16 protein-coding genes are annotated in these 17,090 nt (G+C 65.6%); 15 read left to right on the forward strand and 1 reads right to left on the reverse strand.

Translation table 11 applies throughout. The annotated features are described in order from the left end of the window. Nucleotides 1–21: 21 nt before the first annotated feature. The 10 genes from kdpB (at nucleotide 22) to MRS60_RS29925 (ending at nucleotide 9,654) form a co-directional block, all read left to right on the forward strand. Complete coding sequence (gene kdpB / locus MRS60_RS29880) at nucleotides 22–2,070, forward strand: potassium-transporting ATPase subunit KdpB (RefSeq protein ID WP_243566844.1); 2,049 nt, start codon at nucleotides 22–24, stop codon at nucleotides 2,068–2,070. Nucleotides 2,071–2,150: 80 nt separating this feature from the next. Further along, nucleotides 2,151–3,830, forward strand: coding sequence for a DUF4118 domain-containing protein (locus tag MRS60_RS29885; RefSeq protein ID WP_243566182.1), 1,680 nt, complete (start codon nucleotides 2,151–2,153; stop codon nucleotides 3,828–3,830). After that, on the forward strand, nucleotides 3,827–4,549 hold the full coding sequence (locus MRS60_RS29890) for a response regulator (protein ID WP_034182158.1): 723 nt from the start codon (nucleotides 3,827–3,829) through the stop codon (nucleotides 4,547–4,549). The genes MRS60_RS29885 and MRS60_RS29890 overlap by 4 nt, the downstream gene beginning before the upstream one ends. 309 nt (nucleotides 4,550–4,858) lie before the next feature. Beyond that, entirely contained in the window at nucleotides 4,859–5,632 is a 774-nt protein-coding gene (locus MRS60_RS29895; protein ID WP_034182159.1) for an ABC transporter substrate-binding protein, read from the forward strand. Between the two features lie 175 nt (nucleotides 5,633–5,807). Next, nucleotides 5,808–6,497, forward strand: coding sequence for an ABC transporter permease (locus tag MRS60_RS29900; RefSeq protein ID WP_105389654.1), 690 nt, complete (start codon nucleotides 5,808–5,810; stop codon nucleotides 6,495–6,497). Beyond that, nucleotides 6,494–7,207, forward strand: coding sequence for an ABC transporter permease (locus MRS60_RS29905; protein ID WP_243566183.1), 714 nt, complete (start codon nucleotides 6,494–6,496; stop codon nucleotides 7,205–7,207). The genes MRS60_RS29900 and MRS60_RS29905 overlap by 4 nt, the downstream gene beginning before the upstream one ends. A 24-nt stretch (nucleotides 7,208–7,231) precedes the next feature. Further along, nucleotides 7,232–7,999, forward strand: coding sequence for an ABC transporter ATP-binding protein (locus tag MRS60_RS29910; RefSeq protein ID WP_217588952.1), 768 nt, complete (start codon nucleotides 7,232–7,234; stop codon nucleotides 7,997–7,999). 205 nt (nucleotides 8,000–8,204) lie between these two features. After that, nucleotides 8,205–8,639 (forward strand): cupin domain-containing protein, encoded by a 435-nt coding sequence (locus MRS60_RS29915; RefSeq protein ID WP_034182163.1) that lies wholly within the window; start codon nucleotides 8,205–8,207, stop codon nucleotides 8,637–8,639. A 344-nt stretch (nucleotides 8,640–8,983) separates the two neighbouring features. Further along, entirely contained in the window at nucleotides 8,984–9,121 is a 138-nt protein-coding gene (locus MRS60_RS29920) for an HHHH-motif protein (RefSeq protein ID WP_217588953.1), read from the forward strand. A gap of 62 nt (nucleotides 9,122–9,183) precedes the next feature. Then, on the forward strand, nucleotides 9,184–9,654 hold the full coding sequence (locus MRS60_RS29925; RefSeq protein ID WP_034182164.1) for a DUF3761 domain-containing protein: 471 nt from the start codon (nucleotides 9,184–9,186) through the stop codon (nucleotides 9,652–9,654). Between the two features lie 121 nt (nucleotides 9,655–9,775). Here MRS60_RS29925 and MRS60_RS29930 read toward each other — a convergent pair whose 3' ends face one another. Beyond that, a complete protein-coding gene (locus MRS60_RS29930) occupies nucleotides 9,776–11,134 on the reverse strand; it encodes a polyhydroxyalkanoate depolymerase (RefSeq protein ID WP_243566184.1) in 1,359 nt (452 codons plus the stop codon). 289 nt (nucleotides 11,135–11,423) lie between these two features. Here MRS60_RS29930 and MRS60_RS29935 point away from each other — a divergent pair, with 289 nt between their 5' ends. From MRS60_RS29935 to MRS60_RS29955, 5 genes are all read left to right on the forward strand, one after another. Further along, nucleotides 11,424–12,086: a glutathione S-transferase family protein gene (locus MRS60_RS29935; RefSeq protein ID WP_243566185.1), complete on the forward strand. Its 663-nt coding sequence runs from the start codon at nucleotides 11,424–11,426 to the stop codon at nucleotides 12,084–12,086. Nucleotides 12,087–12,324: 238 nt separating this feature from the next. Continuing rightward, a complete protein-coding gene (locus MRS60_RS29940; RefSeq protein ID WP_243566186.1) occupies nucleotides 12,325–13,563 on the forward strand; it encodes a cyclic nucleotide-binding domain-containing protein in 1,239 nt (412 codons plus the stop codon). 13 nt (nucleotides 13,564–13,576) lie between these two features. After that, a complete protein-coding gene (locus MRS60_RS29945) occupies nucleotides 13,577–14,341 on the forward strand; it encodes a flagellar motor protein (protein ID WP_175960529.1) in 765 nt (254 codons plus the stop codon). A gap of 39 nt (nucleotides 14,342–14,380) precedes the next feature. Next, the gene (locus MRS60_RS29950) at nucleotides 14,381–15,049 is read left to right on the forward strand and encodes an OmpA/MotB family protein (protein ID WP_243566187.1); all 669 of its coding nucleotides are present in this window, start codon (nucleotides 14,381–14,383) and stop codon (nucleotides 15,047–15,049) included. Nucleotides 15,050–15,206: 157 nt separating this feature from the next. Beyond that, nucleotides 15,207–17,069: a methyl-accepting chemotaxis protein gene (locus tag MRS60_RS29955; RefSeq protein WP_243566188.1), complete on the forward strand. Its 1,863-nt coding sequence runs from the start codon at nucleotides 15,207–15,209 to the stop codon at nucleotides 17,067–17,069. Nucleotides 17,070–17,090: the final 21 nt, after the last annotated feature.

A 17,090-nucleotide genomic window follows, 5' to 3' on the forward strand; every position in this document is an offset into this window, starting at 1 on the left:
ACCCCGATCAACCCCGCGGCCATGCCGATCGGCGGCGTGCCGCCGATGCGCTGGACCGCCGTGCTGCGCGAGGCGGTCCGCAAGCTCTCGCCGCGCGTGCAGCTGAAAAACCCGGTGATGTTCGTCGTCTATCTCGGCAGCATCGTCACGACCGCGCTGTGGCTGCAGGCGCTGACCGGCACCGGCGATGCGCCGGCCGGCTTCATCTTCGCGGTCGCGTGCTGGCTGTGGTTCACCGTGCTGTTCGCGAACGCGGCCGAGGCGCTGGCCGAAGGGCGCGGCAAGGCGCAGGCCGACGCGCTGCGCGCGGCGCGCAAGCGCGTGTACGCGAAGGTGCTCGACGAGCCGAAGCAATACGGCAGCACCAGCCATCGCGTGCCGAGCGACGAGCTCGCCGCCGGCAGCATCGTGCTCGTCGAGGCCGGCGACACGATTCCTGCCGACGGCGAAGTGATCGACGGCGTCGCGTCGGTCGACGAATCGGCAATTACCGGCGAATCGGCTCCGGTGATCCGCGAATCCGGCGGGGATTTCTCGTCGGTGACGGGCGGCACGCGCGTGCTGTCCGACTGGATCGTCGTGAAGATCACCGCGCAACCCGGCGAAGCGTTTCTCGACCGGATGATCGCGATGGTCGAAGGCGCGAAACGCGGCAAGACGCCGAACGAGATTGCGCTGACGATCCTGCTCGTCGCGCTGACGATCATCTTCCTGCTCGTGTGCGTGACGCTGCTGCCGTTCTCGCAGTTCAGCGTGCTGCTCAACGCGTCGGGCGCGGCCGTGAGCCTGACCGTGCTGATCGCGCTGCTGGTCTGCCTGATCCCGACGACGATCGGCGCGCTGCTGTCGGCGATCGGCATCGCCGGGATGAGCCGCATGATGCGCGCGAACGTGCTCGCGACGTCGGGGCGCGCGATCGAAGCGGCCGGCGACGTCGACGTGCTGCTGCTCGACAAGACCGGCACGATCACGCTCGGCAACCGCGAGGCCGTGCAGTTCCGGCCGGCTCCCGGCGTGGAGGAGCGTGCGCTGGCCGAGGCCGCGCAACTGTCGTCGCTGGCCGACGAGACGCCCGAAGGGCGCTCGATCGTCGCGCTCGCGAAGCAGCGCTTCTCGCTGGAGGTGGCCGCGAGCGACGGCAGCATCGCGGTGCCGTTCAGCGCACGCACGCGGATGAGCGGCCTCGATATCGGCGAGCGGCAGGTGCGCAAGGGTGCGGCGTCCGCGATCCGCGCGCACGTCGATGCGCTCGGCGGCGCGTTTCCGCACGCGGTCGAGACGGCCGTCAACGACATCGCGCGGCGCGGCGGCACGCCGCTCGTCGTCGCCGACGGCTTGCGCGTGCTCGGCACGATCGAGCTGAAGGACATCGTCAAGCACGGGATCGCCGCGCGCTTCGCCGAGCTGCGCAAGGTCGGCGTGAAGACCGTGATGATCACCGGCGACAACCGGCTGACCGCGGCAGCGATCGCGGCGGAAGCAGGCGTCGACGATTACCTTGCCGAAGCGACGCCCGAGGACAAGCTGCGGCTGATCCGCGAGCACCAGGCGAAGGGCCATCTCGTCGCGATGACGGGCGACGGCACCAACGACGCGCCCGCGCTGGCGCAGGCCGACGTGGCCGTCGCGATGCACAGCGGCACGCAGGCGGCGAAGGAAGCGGCCAACATGGTCGACCTCGACAGCAACCCGACGAAGCTGATGCAGGTGGTCGAGGTCGGCAAGCAGATGATCATGACGCGCGGCGCGCTGACCACGTTCAGCGTCGCGAACGATCTCGCGAAGTATTTCGCGATCATCCCGGCCGCGTTCGTCGCAACGTATCCGGCGCTCGGCGCGCTGAACGTGATGGGGCTGCACAGCCCGACGTCGGCGATCCTGTCGGCGGTGATTTTCAATGCGTTGATCATCGTCGCGCTGATTCCGCTCGCGCTGAAGGGCGTGAAGTATCGCGCGGAGCCGGCCGGGACGCTGCTGGGGCGCAACCTGCTGATCTACGGCGTGGGCGGGATCGTCGCGCCGTTCATCGGCATCAAGCTGATCGACATGCTGCTGACGCCGTTTATCTGACCGAACGCGCCGTCGCGGCCCCGCTCACGCTTTCGCGGCGTGCGCGGGGCCGTTCGGCGTTTCATTTGCCGGAAGCGATCATGGATGTGAACGTGAACGAAGCGAATCGACGGGCGAGGGTGCCGCTGGAAACCGCGTCGAGCCGCGGCCGCTGGCAGCTCTTGCTGCGCGCGTGCGCGGGCATCGCCGAGCGCATCGCGGGCGCCGGGCCCGACACGCGGCCGACGCTCGCCGTGCGGGAAGCGCACCCGCGCGCGCACGTATGGATGTCGCAGTACGCGGCGCCGCTGCTGTGGGCCACGCTCGTCTGCGCGCTGGCGACGCTTGCGGCGAGCGCGCTGCTGCGCGTGTTCGACCTGTCGAACGTCGTGATGCTGTTCCTGATGACCGTCGTGCTGATCGCGCTGCGGCTCGGCCGGCTGGCCGGCGCGTGGGCCGCGTTCGTCTGCGTCGGCTGCTTCGACTTCTTCTTCGTCGAGCCGCGGCTGTCGTTCGCGGTGTCCGATACGCAATACGTATTCACGTTCGCGCTGATGCTGGCCGTCGCGCTCGCGATCGGCCAACTCGCGGCGCGCCTGCGCGCGGAGGCCCGCGCCGCGCGCGCGAACGAGAAACGCTCGGCCGCGCTCGCGAGGGTCGCACACGATCTGTCGGCCGCGATCGGGACCGAGCAGATCGCATCGATCTGCACCGGCACGATTGCGCCGCTGCTCGGCGTGCGCATCGCGCTCGTGCTGCCCGACGAGAACGACCGGCTGATGCCGACCCAACACGCAGGGTTCGTGGAAACGCCGATCGCGCGCTGGGCATACGAGCAGGTGCGCGGTGCCGGGTGCGGGATGGCGCCGTTCGAGCGCGCGGCCGCGCAGTACCTGCCGCTGAAGGCGCCGATGCGCGTGCGCGGCGTGCTCGTGCTGTTCGGCGACGCGCAGCCGGTGCCGACGGACCCCGACGATCGCCGCCTGATCGACGCGCTGTGCTCGTCGATCGCGATGGCGCTCGAACGCGTGCACTACGTCGACGTCGCGCAGCACACGCTCGTGCGGATCGAAGGCGAGCGGTTGCGCAACGCGTTGCTGGCCGCCGTGTCGCACGACCTGAAGACGCCGCTCACCGCAATCCGCGGGCTCGCCGAGACGCTGGAGCGGCCGGAACGTCTGGCGGACGGGCAGCCGGCCGCGCTCGCGCACGGCATCCGCAACCAGGCCGAGGCACTGCACGGGCTCGTCGTGAACCTGCTCGATCTCGCGCGGATGCAGAGCGAAGGCGTACGGCTGAATCGCGAGTGGCACATGCTCGACGAGATCGTCGGCAGCGCGCTCGCGCATTCGGCCGGCGTGCTGGCCGGCCGCGACGTGAGCGCCGACTTGCCCGCCGACCTGCCGCTGATCGACGTCGACGCGCTGCTGATCGAGCGCGTGCTGATGAACCTGCTCGACAACGCCGCGAAGTATGCGGGCGCGGATGCGGCCGTGTCGGTGCGCGCACGCGTGTTCGGCGAAACGCTGTACGTGTTCGTCGAGGACGACGGGCCTGGATTCGTCGCGCGCAATACCGAGCCGCTGTTCGAGCCGTTCGAGCGCGAACGCAAGGAGTCGTCGATCAGCGGCGTGGGGCTCGGGCTCGCGCTGTGCCGCAGCATCGTCAACGCGCACGGCGGGTCGATCCGCGCGGTGCCGCTCGATCCGCACGGCGCGCGGTTCGAGATTCGCCTGCCGTTGGGCGCGCCGCCCGATATCGAACATGAGAGCCACACATGATCAGGTCGCGCGTACTTATCGTCGAAGACGAATCCGACATCCGCCGTTTCGTCAGGATGGCACTGGAACAGGAAGGGCTCGACGCCTGCGAGGCGTCGACGGCCCGCGAGGCGCGGATGTATGCGTCGAGCAGCAAGCCCGATCTCGTGATCGTCGATCTCGGGCTGCCGGACGGCGACGGCAAGGCGTTCATCCGCGAGCTGCGCGAGTGGTCGACGGTGCCTGTGATCGTGCTGTCGGCGCGGCAGCAGGAAGTGGAGAAGGTCGCCGCGCTCGACGCGGGCGCGGACGATTACCTCGCGAAGCCGTTCGGCGTGCCCGAACTGCTCGCGCGGGCGCGTGCGCTGTTGCGGCGCGCGGCGTTCGTGTCGGCCGACGGGCAAGCGTCGTCGATCGTGCGGTTCGGCGACGTGACCGTCGATCTCGGCCGGCATGAAGTCGTGCGCGGCGGCGAGCCCGTCCATCTGACGCGCCTCGAATTCCGGCTGCTCGCCGCGCTGATCCGCGCGCGCGGCGGCGTGATTGCCGCGCGGCAACTGCTGGCCGAGGTATGGGGCATTCACGACGCGGATCGCGCGCACTACGTACGTGTGTACATGACGAACCTGCGGCAGAAACTCGAACCGGTGCCGGCGAGGCCGCGGCACCTGCTGACGGAGCTGCAGTTCGGCTACCGGCTGGTCGGGCTGGAAACGGTCGGCGCGACGCGTGAGGTCTAGACAGGTGTTGCGTGCCTTCCGGCCGCTCCCTTACGCATCGAGAAAGCCGGGATTCAGTGTCGTGTAATCCATAGTTAATTGAAATTTAAGGAAAATCTCGGCCGGCGACCCTAATGATCCGACAATTAGAGATAAACACGGATTGCTGGCGACGCCTCTGAAAAGGCAAAGTTGTATGTACAACTTGGAGCGTCGCTAGGCAGCGCGATTTCCGGGTTGGAAGGGTTCGCGGCGGAGTCGCCGTGCCGGCAGCGCCGGTGCGGGCCGCCCGACGTGACCCCGGCCCAGTTCGCCTCTGACAGGAATTCCATGAAGAAACTCGCGCTCAGTATTGCCCTTGCCTGCATCGCGGTCGGTGCCCACGCCAAGGATTGGTCGACGATCCGGTTCGGCGTCGACGCCAGCTATCCGCCGTTCGAATCGAAGGACGCAAGCGGCAAGGTGGTCGGCTTCGACGTCGATCTCGGCAACGAGATCTGCGCTCGCCTGAAGGCGAAATGCGTGTGGATCGAGAACGACTTCGACGGGATGATCCCGGCGCTGAAGGCGAAGAAGTTCGACGGCGTGCTGTCGTCGATGTCGATGACGCCGGCGCGCGCCGAGCAGATCGCGTTCTCCGACAAGCTGTTCAACACGCCGACGCGCCTCGTCGCGAAGAAAGGCGCGAACCTGCAGCCGACGGCCGAATCGCTGAAGGGCAAGTCGGTCGGCGTCGAGCAGGGAACCATTCAGGAAACCTACGCGAAGGCGTACTGGGCGCCGAAGGGCGTGCAGGTCGTGCCTTACCAGAACCAGGACGGCGTGTACCAGGACCTGATGTCCGGCCGCCTCGACGCGGCGCTGCAGGACGCGGTGCAGGCCGACATCGGTTTCCTGAAGACGCCGCGCGGCGCGAACTTCGATTTCGCCGGCAAGGATATCGACGATCCGAAGACGCTCGGCAACGGCGCGGGCATCGGCCTGCGCAAGGACGATGCCGACCTGAAGGCGAAGATCGACCACGCGATCGCCGACATCATCAAGGACGGCACGTACAAGAAGCTCGAGAAGAAGTACTTCGCGTTCGACGTCTACGGCGGCTGACCGTCCATGCGGCGCGCATCGGCTGCGGTGCGCGCCGCGTCTGTTGCCGGGCGCCGCCCGCGTCACGGGATGCGTCGGGCTTGATGAGCAGGTTGCATCAGGTAGTGCGTAGATATCGTTTGATGCGCGGTTAATGGCTATTGACAATCCAGCCACATCGTTCTGGACCCCTTATATGATCTTCCAAGGATTTGGCCCGCTGCTGTGGGCCGGCACGGTCGAGACCGTGAAGCTCGCGGTGCTGTCGCTTGCCGCGTCGCTCGTGCTGGGGCTCGCCGGCGCGGGCGCGAAACTGTCGACCAACCGCGTGCTCAAGTCGATCGGCACCTTCTATACGACGCTGATCCGCGCGGTGCCGGACCTCGTGCTGATGCTGCTGCTGTTCTACGGGATCCAGATCCTGCTGAACAACGCGACCGACCTGATCGGCTGGGACCAGATCGACATCGACCCGTTCGCGGCCGGCGTCGTGACGCTCGGCTTCATCTACGGCGCGTACTTCACCGAGACGTTCCGCGGCGCGTTCCTCGCGGTGCCGCGCGGCCAGCTCGAAGCCGGCTTCGCGTACGGGATGGGCGGCTGGCGCGTGTTTCATCGCATCCTGTTCCCGCAGATGATGCGCTTCGCGCTGCCCGGCATCGGCAACAACTGGCAGGTGCTCGTGAAAGCCACCGCGCTCGTGTCGATCATCGGCCTCGCCGACGTGGTCAAGGCGTCGCAGGACGCGGGCAAGAGCACGCTCGATTTCTTCTTCTTCACGCTGGCCGCGGGCGCGATCTACCTCGCGATCACGACGGTGTCCAACGTCGTGCTGCATCACCTCGAGAAGCGTTATTCCGTCGGCGTCCGGAGGCTCGCACTGTGATCGAACTCATCGGCCAATACTGGCAAAGCTATCTGTATACCGACGGTTACCGCTTCAGCGGCCTCGCGATCACGCTGTGGCTGCTGGTCGTGTCGATCGCGCTCGGTTTCGCGCTCGCCGTGCCGCTCGCGATCGCACGCGCATCGTCGAACCGCTGGATCTCGGGCCCCGTATGGCTCTATACGTATGTGTTCCGCGGCACGCCGCTCTACGTGCAGCTGCTGATGTGCTACACGGGCATCTACAGCCTGCAGGTCGTGCACAACCACGTGCTGCTCGACACGTTCTTCCGCAACGCGATGAACTGCACGCTGCTCGCGTTCGTGCTGAACGAATGCGCGTATGCGACGGAGATCTTCGCGGGCGCGATCAAGGCGACGTCGGCCGGCGAGATCGAGGCCGGGCAGGCCTACGGGATGTCGCGCTTCAAGCTCTATACGCGGATCATCCTGCCTTCCGCGCTGCGCCGCTCGCTGCCGAGCTACAGCAACGAGGTGATCCTGATGCTGCATGCGACCACGCTCGCGTTCACCGCGACCGTGCCCGACATCCTGAAGGTCACGCGCGACGTCAACTCGGCGACGTACATGTCGTTCCAGGCCTACGGCATCGCAGCCGTGCTGTACGCCGCCGTCGTGTTCGCACTCATCTGGGCGTTCCGCAAGCTCGAGACGCGCTGGCTCGCGTACCTCTCGCCGCGCGGCCATTAATGCATTCGCAACGAAGGACCAAGCATGTACAAGCTCACAGTCGATAACCTGCACAAGAAATTCGGCGACAACGAGGTGTTGAAGGGCGTGTCGATGAAGGCGAAGGCCGGCGACGTGATCAGCATCATCGGCTCGAGCGGCTCCGGCAAGAGCACGTTCCTGCGCTGCATCAACTTCCTCGAGCAGCCGTGCTCGGGGCAGATCACGATCGGCAGCGAGCCGATCCAGACCACGCGCGATCGCAACGGGGCGCTGCGCGTGGCCGACCAGAAGCAGCTTCAGCGGATGCGCACGAAGCTCGCGATGGTGTTCCAGCACTTCAACCTGTGGGCGCACATGACGGTGCTCGAGAACGTGATCGAGGCGCCGATGGCCGTGCTCGGGATCGGCAAGGACGAGGCCATCGCGCGGGCGCGCCAGTACCTGGAGAAGGTCGGCCTCGCGCCGCGCGTCGAGGGCATGTATCCGTCGCACCTGTCGGGCGGCCAGCAGCAGCGTGTTGCGATCGCGCGCGCACTGGCGATGGAGCCGGAAGTGATGCTGTTCGACGAGCCGACGTCGGCGCTCGACCCGGAGCTGGTGGGCGAAGTGCTGAAGGTGATGCAGAAGCTCGCCGAGGAGGGCCGCACGATGGTCGTCGTCACGCACGAGATGGGCTTCGCGCGCAACGTGTCGAATCACGTGATCTTCCTGCATCAGGGGAAGATCGAGGAGGAAGGGAATCCGCAGGAGATTCTCGTGAATCCGAAGAGCGAACGGCTCGGGCAGTTCTTGTCGGGGCGGTTGAAGTAAGCAGGCAGCGTTGCGCATCGCCCGTGAAGCCGCAATGGCGTCCCGGGCGATGTGGAGATTGAAGTACGCTTACAGTTGCGCGAGCGCATCCGTCAAAGGCCGCTGCGCGACACGCACGAGCGGTAACCTGCACGGCTTCGCGCCGTCGCAAACTGGAACGCTAAGTGCTTGTCAGGCTTGATCCTTTCGATGAAGGAGCACCACGATGAGCACACCGACAACCACCCATTTTTCCCACGTGAAGCCGCAGGACACCGCGTATCAAGGCGAAGGCCTGCGCGACTTCTTCCTGTATCGCGATCTCGGCATCGCGGCCGCGACGAACGGCAAGGTCGTCGCGCAACTCGTCAGGGCGAATCATGCACCGACGGCGGGCACCGGCTGGCACCGTCACGAGGCCGAGTTCCATATTGTGTACATGCTGAAGGGGTGGGCGCGCTTCATGTACGGCGAGCAGGAAACGCTGGTGTCCGCCGGCGACTGCGTGCATCAGGCGCCGGGGATCGTCCACTACCTGTTCGACTACTCGCCGGACATGGAGTATCTGGAGATCGTCGGGCCCGCCGATTTCAAGTCGATCGATGTTGAAGGGCCTTGCGCCGTGCCACCGCCGACGCCGTGGGGCGAGACGGGTGCGTAGCTGGCGGTTTCCCGAGGTGCGAATGTGCCGACCGACGCGCATCGTGCGCACGTTTGCGACAGACCGCCTTCGGGCGGTTTTTTCGTTGATGCGTCCCGGAATCCTCCGCGTGCTCTTCTGATACCCGCGACCTGCTTTCCCTATCGATCCATTCATTCGAATTCCGAAGGGTTGCGAAGCTGAAGATCCGGAAAGAAAGGAAAGATATTCGTCAGCTTCGCGTGACGGACTGTTACGTGGTGTCAAAGATCGTCAATTGCGGGCTGCGCGGTGCACGGCCTGTCGACGGCCGGCGTTAAGGAGGTACCAGCCGGATCACCGGCTGACCTACCCGGGAGAAATCCATGAAGCGCATCGCGAAGATCCTGACGGCCACCGCAGTGGCATGCGCCATTCTCGCTCCGGCGCTTGCCGAAGCCCATTCGCACCGTGTGTGCCACTACGACCATCACCACCATCGCATGTGCCGCTGGGTGCGGTAACCGGGATTTCCCTCGGGTACGCCCGGGACGCATTGATCATTCAGGCAAATCAGGAGAGGACTATGAAAAAGACGATGTTGATCGCCGCGCTCGTCGCCGGCATGGGTGTGTCGATCGGTGCATTCGCGCAGGTTCCGGCCAGCGCGCCGGCCGGCACGACCGGTCTGTGCAAGGACGGTTCGTTCTACTCGGGCGCATCGAAGAAGGGCGCATGTGCGGGCCACAAGGGCGTGAAGACCTGGTACGGCGCATCTTCGGCGGCAGCAGCCAGCGCGCCGGCCGCGACGGCGCCGGCAACGGCGGCGTCCGCTGCCGCTGCATCCGGTGCCGCGCCGGCGAAGAGCGCCCCCGCGACGACCGCCGCAGCTGCGCCGGGCGGTGGCGCGGGCAAGGTGTGGGCCAACGACAGCACGAAGGTCTATCACTGCTCGACCGACAAGTACTACGGCAAGACGAAGCACGGCAGCTACATGTCGGAAGCGGATGCGAAGGCGAAAGGCTTCCACGCGTCGCACGGCAAGGCCTGTTCGTAACGCAAGCCGGGCGCGCGGGTTCATTCGCTCGCGCGTCGCCTGAAGGCTGCTGGAAATCACGCCCCGCCATCCCGGCGGGGCGATTCATTTGCGATGCCGGTCGTTGCGTCGTTGCCCGGATTCAGTGGGCGTGATGCGATGAGGGTTCGACGGTCCCCGCATCGTGTTCGGTTGCGCGCGCATCGAGCAGCGCGCGCAGCGTGACGTAGTGCGTGCCGCTCGCGTTGCCTTCCGCATCCGCGATGCGATCGTACGGTTCGTTGTCGTGGATCGTCGCGCGCACGATCGGATAGATCTGCGTTTCCCAGCGGCTGCCGTTGAACACGCCGTAGTGGCCAGCACCCGTTTGCACATGGTGCGTCTTCAGATACGGCGGCAACCCCGAACACAGCTCCTGCGCGGCCACCGTCTGGCCCACTGCGCAGATATCGTCCTTCTCGCCTTCGATCGTCAGCAGCGCGGTGCGGTGAATCGCCGCCGGTTCGACGAGCCTGTCGCCCACCGTCAGTTCGCCGCGCGCGAGCGCGTATTGCTGGAACACCTTCTCGACCGTTTCCAGATAGAACTCCGCGGTGAGGTCGGCCGTCGCGAAGTATTCGTCGTAGAAATGCCGCAGCGTGTCGGCTTTCGCGGGATCGCCTTTCGCGCGCTGGTAATACATATCGGCAAACGAAGCCGCATGCCGATCGGGGTTCATCGACATGAAGGCGCCGACCTGCACGAAGCCCGGATACACGCACCGCTGCGCGCCGACGAAGCCGGCCGGCACCACGCTGATCAGGTTCTTCGCGAACCATTCGATCGTCTGGCTCGTGGCGAGCGCGTTGACCTTCGTCGGATTCACGCGGCAGTCGATCGGGCCCGCCATCAGCGTCAGGCTCGCGGGCTGCGCCGGATCGCCGCCGGCGGCCATCAGCGCGACCGCCGCGAGCGCGGCGACGGTCGGCTGGCAGATCGCGAGCACATGCGTGTCCGGGCCGATCTGGCGGATGAAGTCGATCACATGCTCGACGTATTCGTCGAAACCGAAGCGCCCGGCCGTTAGCGGGATGTCGCGCGGGTTGTGCCAATCGGTGATGTACACGTCGTGGTCGGCCAGCATCGTGTGCACCGTGCCGCGCAGCAGCGTCGCGAAATGCCCGGACATCGGCGCGACGATCAGCACGCGCGGCTGGCGCGCGACCGGCAGCGCCTTGCGGAAATGCAGCAGCGTGCCGAACGGCGTGGCCGCGGCAGCCTCCTCGACGATCGGCACCGTTTCTCCGTCGACGACGATCGACGCGATCCCGAACGGCGGACGCCGATGCGAGAACGCGCAGCATTCGAGCAGCTCGCACAGCGCGTCGACCATGCGACCCGTCGGCGTTGACGTGGATGGGGGCCACAGCGACATCGTCGCGCGCGTGGTCGCGGCCCATGCGCGCGCCGGGCGCAGGCATTCGGCAGACCATTGGTAAAACGGATAGGCAAACAGGTTCATGGCCGTCGCTCGTTGCGCTGCGTTGTATTGAACAAGGCAAGCCGTGTGCCAGCATGCGGCTGGCACGCAGGTTGCACGCGGTCAGGGAGCGTGGCGGCTTGGGCGGCACGCCACGACCGTCAGCCGAACGCGATGCGTTGCCGCGCCGGTCGTCGCGAGCGGCGCGTGCCGCGAGACGGTGCGGCGCTGCGCCAGTTCTGCGAATGCGCCGCACGCACATGGTGCGGGTGACGGGTGCGGTGTCCGCTTTCGGTGCAGGGGCACGAACGGCTTTCAGCAGGGGAGCGACATGGAATCAACCGGACAGACGACGCTGACCATCAGCAGCCGCAATTACTCGTCGTGGTCGATGCGCGGCTGGCTGCTCGCGAAGCTCAGCGGCCTGGCGTTCGACACCGTCAGCGTGCCGATCGATGCCGCGTCGCGCGCGGAGCTGCTGCTGCTGTCGCCGTCGATTCTCGTGCCATGCCTGACGCACGACGGCAACAAGGTGTGGGATACGCTCGCGATCGCCGAATACCTGAACGAAATCCGGCCGCAGGCGCGGCTGCTGCCTGAAGGCCGGCGTGCGCGCGCGCATTGCCGGTCGATCTGCGGCGAGATGCATTCCGGTTTCAGCGCGCTGCGCTCCGCGCTGCCGATGAACCTGCGCGCGCATTTCCCCGGCTTCCGGATCTGGTCGCGCGCGCAGCACGACATCCAGCGGATCGTGACGATCTGGCACGAGTGCCTGGCCGCGTATGGCGGGCCCTGGCTGTTCGGCGCGGAGATCGGTGTCGCCGACGCGATGTATGCGCCGGTCGTCACGCGCTTCATGACCTACGACGTGAAGCTGGAGCCGGAAATTGCCGAATACTGCATGCGCGTGCTCGCGCATCCGTTCGTCGCCGAGTGGATCGACGCGGCGAAGGCGGAGCAGGAAGACATCGATGAACTCGACATGGAGTTTTGATGCGCGCGATCTCGGCGTGCTTTCAATTGCACTACACGCGCAAGCATCGAAATGGGGTTCTCTATGCTGCTGCGCAATGCGCAAACGTTTTACCTTGATTTCGGGTTAAACCGAGTGCGAATTCCCTAAAGGATGTTGAGCCCGATGACGTAAACGAGTCACGGGGACGACTCGCGACACGCATGCTTTCGACGTGCGGCGCGCAGTCTGCAACAACCAGCGCAGCAGGGGAATCGACGTGAATCGTCAGCAATCGTGGACGCGTACAGCGGCGCCCGGAGAAATCATTTACTCGGAGGGCTTCGCGGGCGAGCCCGTGATCTTTCTGATCACCGACGGCAAGGTCGAGCTGTCCACGCGGTGCGACGACAAGCGCGTCATCGTCGCGACGCTCGGCCGCGGCGAGTTCTTCGGCGAATCGGCGCTGCTCGCCGCCGAGCCGCGCGCCCATACCGCGAAGGCGCTTTCGTTCTGTCAGCTCACGGTCGTGCCGGCCGGCATGCTCGATGAAGAAATCGAGCGCGTGTCGGCGCTGCTGCGCCATATCGTGCGAACGATGATCCGGCGCGTGAAGCGCAAGGACGACCAGCTCGCGACCTACACGCATGCGGACTTCATGCCCGGCGTGCTGTCGTATGCGCATGTGCTGTCGCTGATGGCCGGCGCCGATGCGCGCGAATCTGGCGACGGGTGGGCGCGCCGGCCGATGCAGGCCCATGCGACCGAAACCTCGGTGCCGCTCGCCGAAGTGATCCGCAAATGCCGCGCGATTGCCGGCCACTCGCGGCCGCACGTGCTCGCGATGCTGCGACGCATGGAGAAGCTCAATCTCGTCACGATCGAAGCCGCGCAGGCCGACCATGTCGGCGGCGCAGCCGACTATGTGGCTTCGTCGGATGCGCGCCAGGTCGTCACATTCGATGCCGCGCGCGTGATCGATCGCGCGCAGCAGGTTGCCGATCACGATCTCGACGTGTCGATCAACAGCGAACTCGAGCTCATCGAGCTGGCCGATCTCGAATCGCTGATCGGCGTCGAGAAGACGCTGTTGCTCAACAAGCTGTCGAACGGCGAGATAGCCGACGAAGTGTTCGCGTTCCGCAAATCGAAGGTACTCAGTTACGTCGAGCAAAAGGGCGTCGCGTATTTCTCGCGGCGCAATGGGCGTCGCGGTGGCGACGTGCGTTCGCTGGAGGATCTCGTGTGGGTCGACCAGCGCACGCTGTTCGACGTGATCAGCGCGTTCGATACGTACGATCTCGCGAAGCTGATCGCGAACCTCGACGATCGCGCGGTGGCCGACAAGCTGTTTTCCGTGATGACCGAGGCGCGGCGCAACGAGGTGTCGTGGGTGATGCGCCGCGAGCTCAAGCTCGATCCGATCGAGATCGAGGATATCGAGCAGCGCGTGCTGGATGCCGTGCGCGCGGCCAAGGCGCCGGCGACGGGTGCGGCGTCCGTCGCGTCGGATGCGTGACACGGGGAGGTGTATGGATCTGTTGACCTTGGCCGGTGTGGTGCTGGGCGGCGCGGCGATCGTGTTCGGGTTCGCGCTGGAAGGCGGGCATTTTTCGATGCTGTTCCAGTTCGAGGCGCTCGTCATCGTGCTCGGCGGCACGCTCGGCGCGGTGATGATCCAGAACACCTGGGCACGCTTCTTCGACGCGGTGAAGCAGTTGCGGCTTGCGTTCGTGCGCGCGAGAGAGGTCGATCGCAAGCACCTGTCCGACCTGCTCGAATGGGGCGATCGTGCAAAGCTCGACGGGCTGCTCGCGTTCGAATCGATGGACGTGAGCGGCATCCATCCGTTCGCGCGCCGCGGGCTCGAACTGCTGGCGAACGGCGTGTCGACCGCCGTGCTCGAGGATGCATTGCAGCGCGAACTCGACGCATACGAGCGCAGCCGCCTGGCCGCCGTGCGCGTGTGGCAGCAGGCGGGCGGGTATGCGCCGACGTTCGGCATTCTCGGATCGGTGCTCGGGCTCGTGCAGGTGACGAGCCATATTCTCGAACCGGCGCAGCTCGGGCCGGGCATCGCGGTTGCATTCATCGCGACGCTGTACGGGCTGGCGTTTGCGAACCTCGTGTTTCTGCCGCTTTACGGCAAGCTGCGCGCGCAGATCGATAGCGAGCTGCGGTTTCGCAAGCTGTATCTCGACGGTTTGCTCGCGATCTCGCGCAAGGAGTCGCCGCATACGATCGAAACGCGGCTGACCGGTGATGTGCGTGGGCGTGCGGCCGAGTCGCTCGCGTGATGTGCTGCGTATGCGGTACGACAAACAGGGATCTTCGGTATGACAGCCCGAGCTGACGGTACGACCGCCGCGGATCGCGATGACCACGAACTCGAAGGCACGCAGTCCGGACGCTGGCTGATTTCGTACGCGGATCTCATCACGACGCTGATGGTGCTGTTTCTCGCGCTGTACGTGCTCCAGCTCGCAAAATACAACGCGCTCGACGCGCGATACCAGACGCTCGCGCGACATGCCGGCGGCGCTGCGAGTACGGCCAATGTCGTAACACCCGAACGCGCGCCGGCCTGGCTCGCGTTGCTCGATAAGTTGAAGACGAACGGGCGGATTTCGCTGGTGAAGGCGCCGCATGGCGTCGAGATCGGCATCGACGCGAAGATCCTGTTCAACGTCGGCGATGCGCGCTTGCTGCCCGATTCGTCGCCCGTGCTGAACCAGATCGCGCAGGCACTGAGCGAGCATGCGACCGGCGACATTCTCGTCGAAGGGCATACGGACAACGTGCCGATTGCGACCGCGAAATACGAATCGAACTGGGAGCTTTCGTCGGCGCGCGCGGGGAGCGTCGTGCGCTACCTGACCGAGCGCGGCGTGGCGCCGCATCGGCTTGCGGCGATCGGGCGGGCCGATACGCAGCCGCTTGTGGCGGGCGACGACGCTGCCGCGCGAGCGCGGAATCGGCGCGTGACGATCTTCGTTGCGTATTGATTTGCGCTGATCGTGCGCGTATAGGCGGCCGCATATGCCCGCCTGTCAACGACATAACGAATCTCGAATGACAGATATCTGAAATCAGCGATGCGCTTCTGTGCGTGCATGCCGATAACTCAAACTGGCTCAGACCGAGCGGTTACCGAGGGTTCCCATGCATTTCTGGCGCAAGCTTTCCATTCAGAACAAGCTGATTCTCAGCATGACGAGTTGCCTGCTCGTGTTCGTCGCGATTTCGAGCGGGCTGAGCATTCGCCTGATCGGCAACGCGGTGAGCGATCGCGTCGTCCGCGAAGAGTTGCCGACCGCAGTGAACGGCATTCGCGCCGACGTGCAGCGGCAGATGGCCGGGCCGATCGCCGCGTCGCGCATTCTCGCGCGCGATGCGTTCCTGCTGCAATGGGAAGCCGAAGGCGAACCGGACGCCGGCACGCGCAACTGGATCCAGCTCGCGAAGAACGTGAAGGACGAGCAGAAGGCCGCGTCCGTGCAGTGGGTGTCGGTGAAGAGCGGCAACTACTACAACGAAGCCGGCCTGCAGCGGAAGGTCACCGACAAGGATCAGTGGCTGACCAGCTTCCTGTCGTCCGGCAAGGCGTTCGACGTGAACATGGATCGCGAGGTGACCGTTGGCGGCTACATGATGTTCATCAACAGCCGCGTGGAACTCGACGGCGTGCCGATCGGCGCGGCGAGCATGAGCCTGTCCGTCGATGCGCTCGCGAAGGGCATCTCGGCATACCGGATCGGCGAGACCGGGTTCGCGTATCTCGTGCGTCCGGACGGCGCGATCATGATGCATCGCGATACGTCGCTGATCGACGGCAAGCATTTTCTCAAGGACCAGCTTGGTCTGCCTGACGATGCGTCGTCGACGCTGCTGGCCGGCAAGCCGTATGCGTACCTGAGCTACAACGGCGACGGCGGCGCGCGCTTCATCGCGACGTCGTTTATTCCGGAGCTGAATGCGTATGTCGTCGTCGAGGTGCCGCAGGCGGAACTGCTTGGGCCGGTGACGCGTGCGATTCGTAGTGCGGCGCTGGTTGCGGCGGTGGTGGGGCTTGGGGTTGCGCTGATCGTCATCTGGCTGGTTGGGCGTGCGATCGCCGCGCCGATTCGGCGTGCGGCTACGTTGCTGTCGGAGATTGCGAGTGGCCAGGGTGACCTGACGCGCCGGATGACGGTCGAGAGCCAGGACGAGATCGGGCAGTTGTCGGATGCGTTCAACCGGTTCGTGTCGTCGTTGTCGACGCTTGTTCATCGGATTCGGGCGGCTTCTGCTTCGATTGCGACCGGGTCGGCGCAGATTGCTTCGGGGAATGCGGATTTGAGCGAACGCACCGAAGGGCAGTCGAGCAACCTGGAGCGGACGGCTTCGTCGATGGAAGAGATCACGGCCGTGGTGCGGAACAACACCGAGACGGCGACTACTGCTGCGAAGATGATTACTGGCGCGTCGGATGCGGCGGCGCGTGGCGGGCAGGTGGTGGGTGAGGTTGTTAGCACGATGCAGCAGATCAGCGACGCGTCGCAGCGGATCTCAGAGATCATCGTGATGATCGACAGTATTTCATTTCAGACGAATATTCTTGCGCTGAATGCGGCGGTGGAGGCGGCGCGGGCGGGGGAGCAGGGGCGTGGGTTTGCTGTTGTTGCTTCGGAAGTGCGGAATCTGGCGCAGCGAAGCGCGCAGGCTGCGAAGGAGATCAAGGCGCTGATCGAACACAGCGCGGGGACGGTGAATACCGGGTCGCGGTTGGTTAGCGAGGCGGGGAAGGTGATGAGTGATGTTGTCTCGCAGGTTCAAGGCGTCAGCGCGATGATGAGCGAGATTGCCGAGGCTAGCCTGGAGCAGAGTGCCGGGATCGATCAGATTGGGGATGCGGTGCAGTCTTTGGATCAGATGACGCAGCAGAATGCGGCTTTGGTGGAGGAAAGCGCGGCGGCGGCAGAGAGTTTGAAGCAGCAGGCGGCGGAATTGACGAAGCTCGTGTCGGCTTTCAAGGTGGATGAGTAAGGTCTGAGTCGCGTTTTAGAA

It is taken from the genome of Burkholderia pyrrocinia (assembly GCF_022809715.1).
GTDB classification, from domain to species: domain Bacteria; phylum Pseudomonadota; class Gammaproteobacteria; order Burkholderiales; family Burkholderiaceae; genus Burkholderia; species Burkholderia pyrrocinia_C.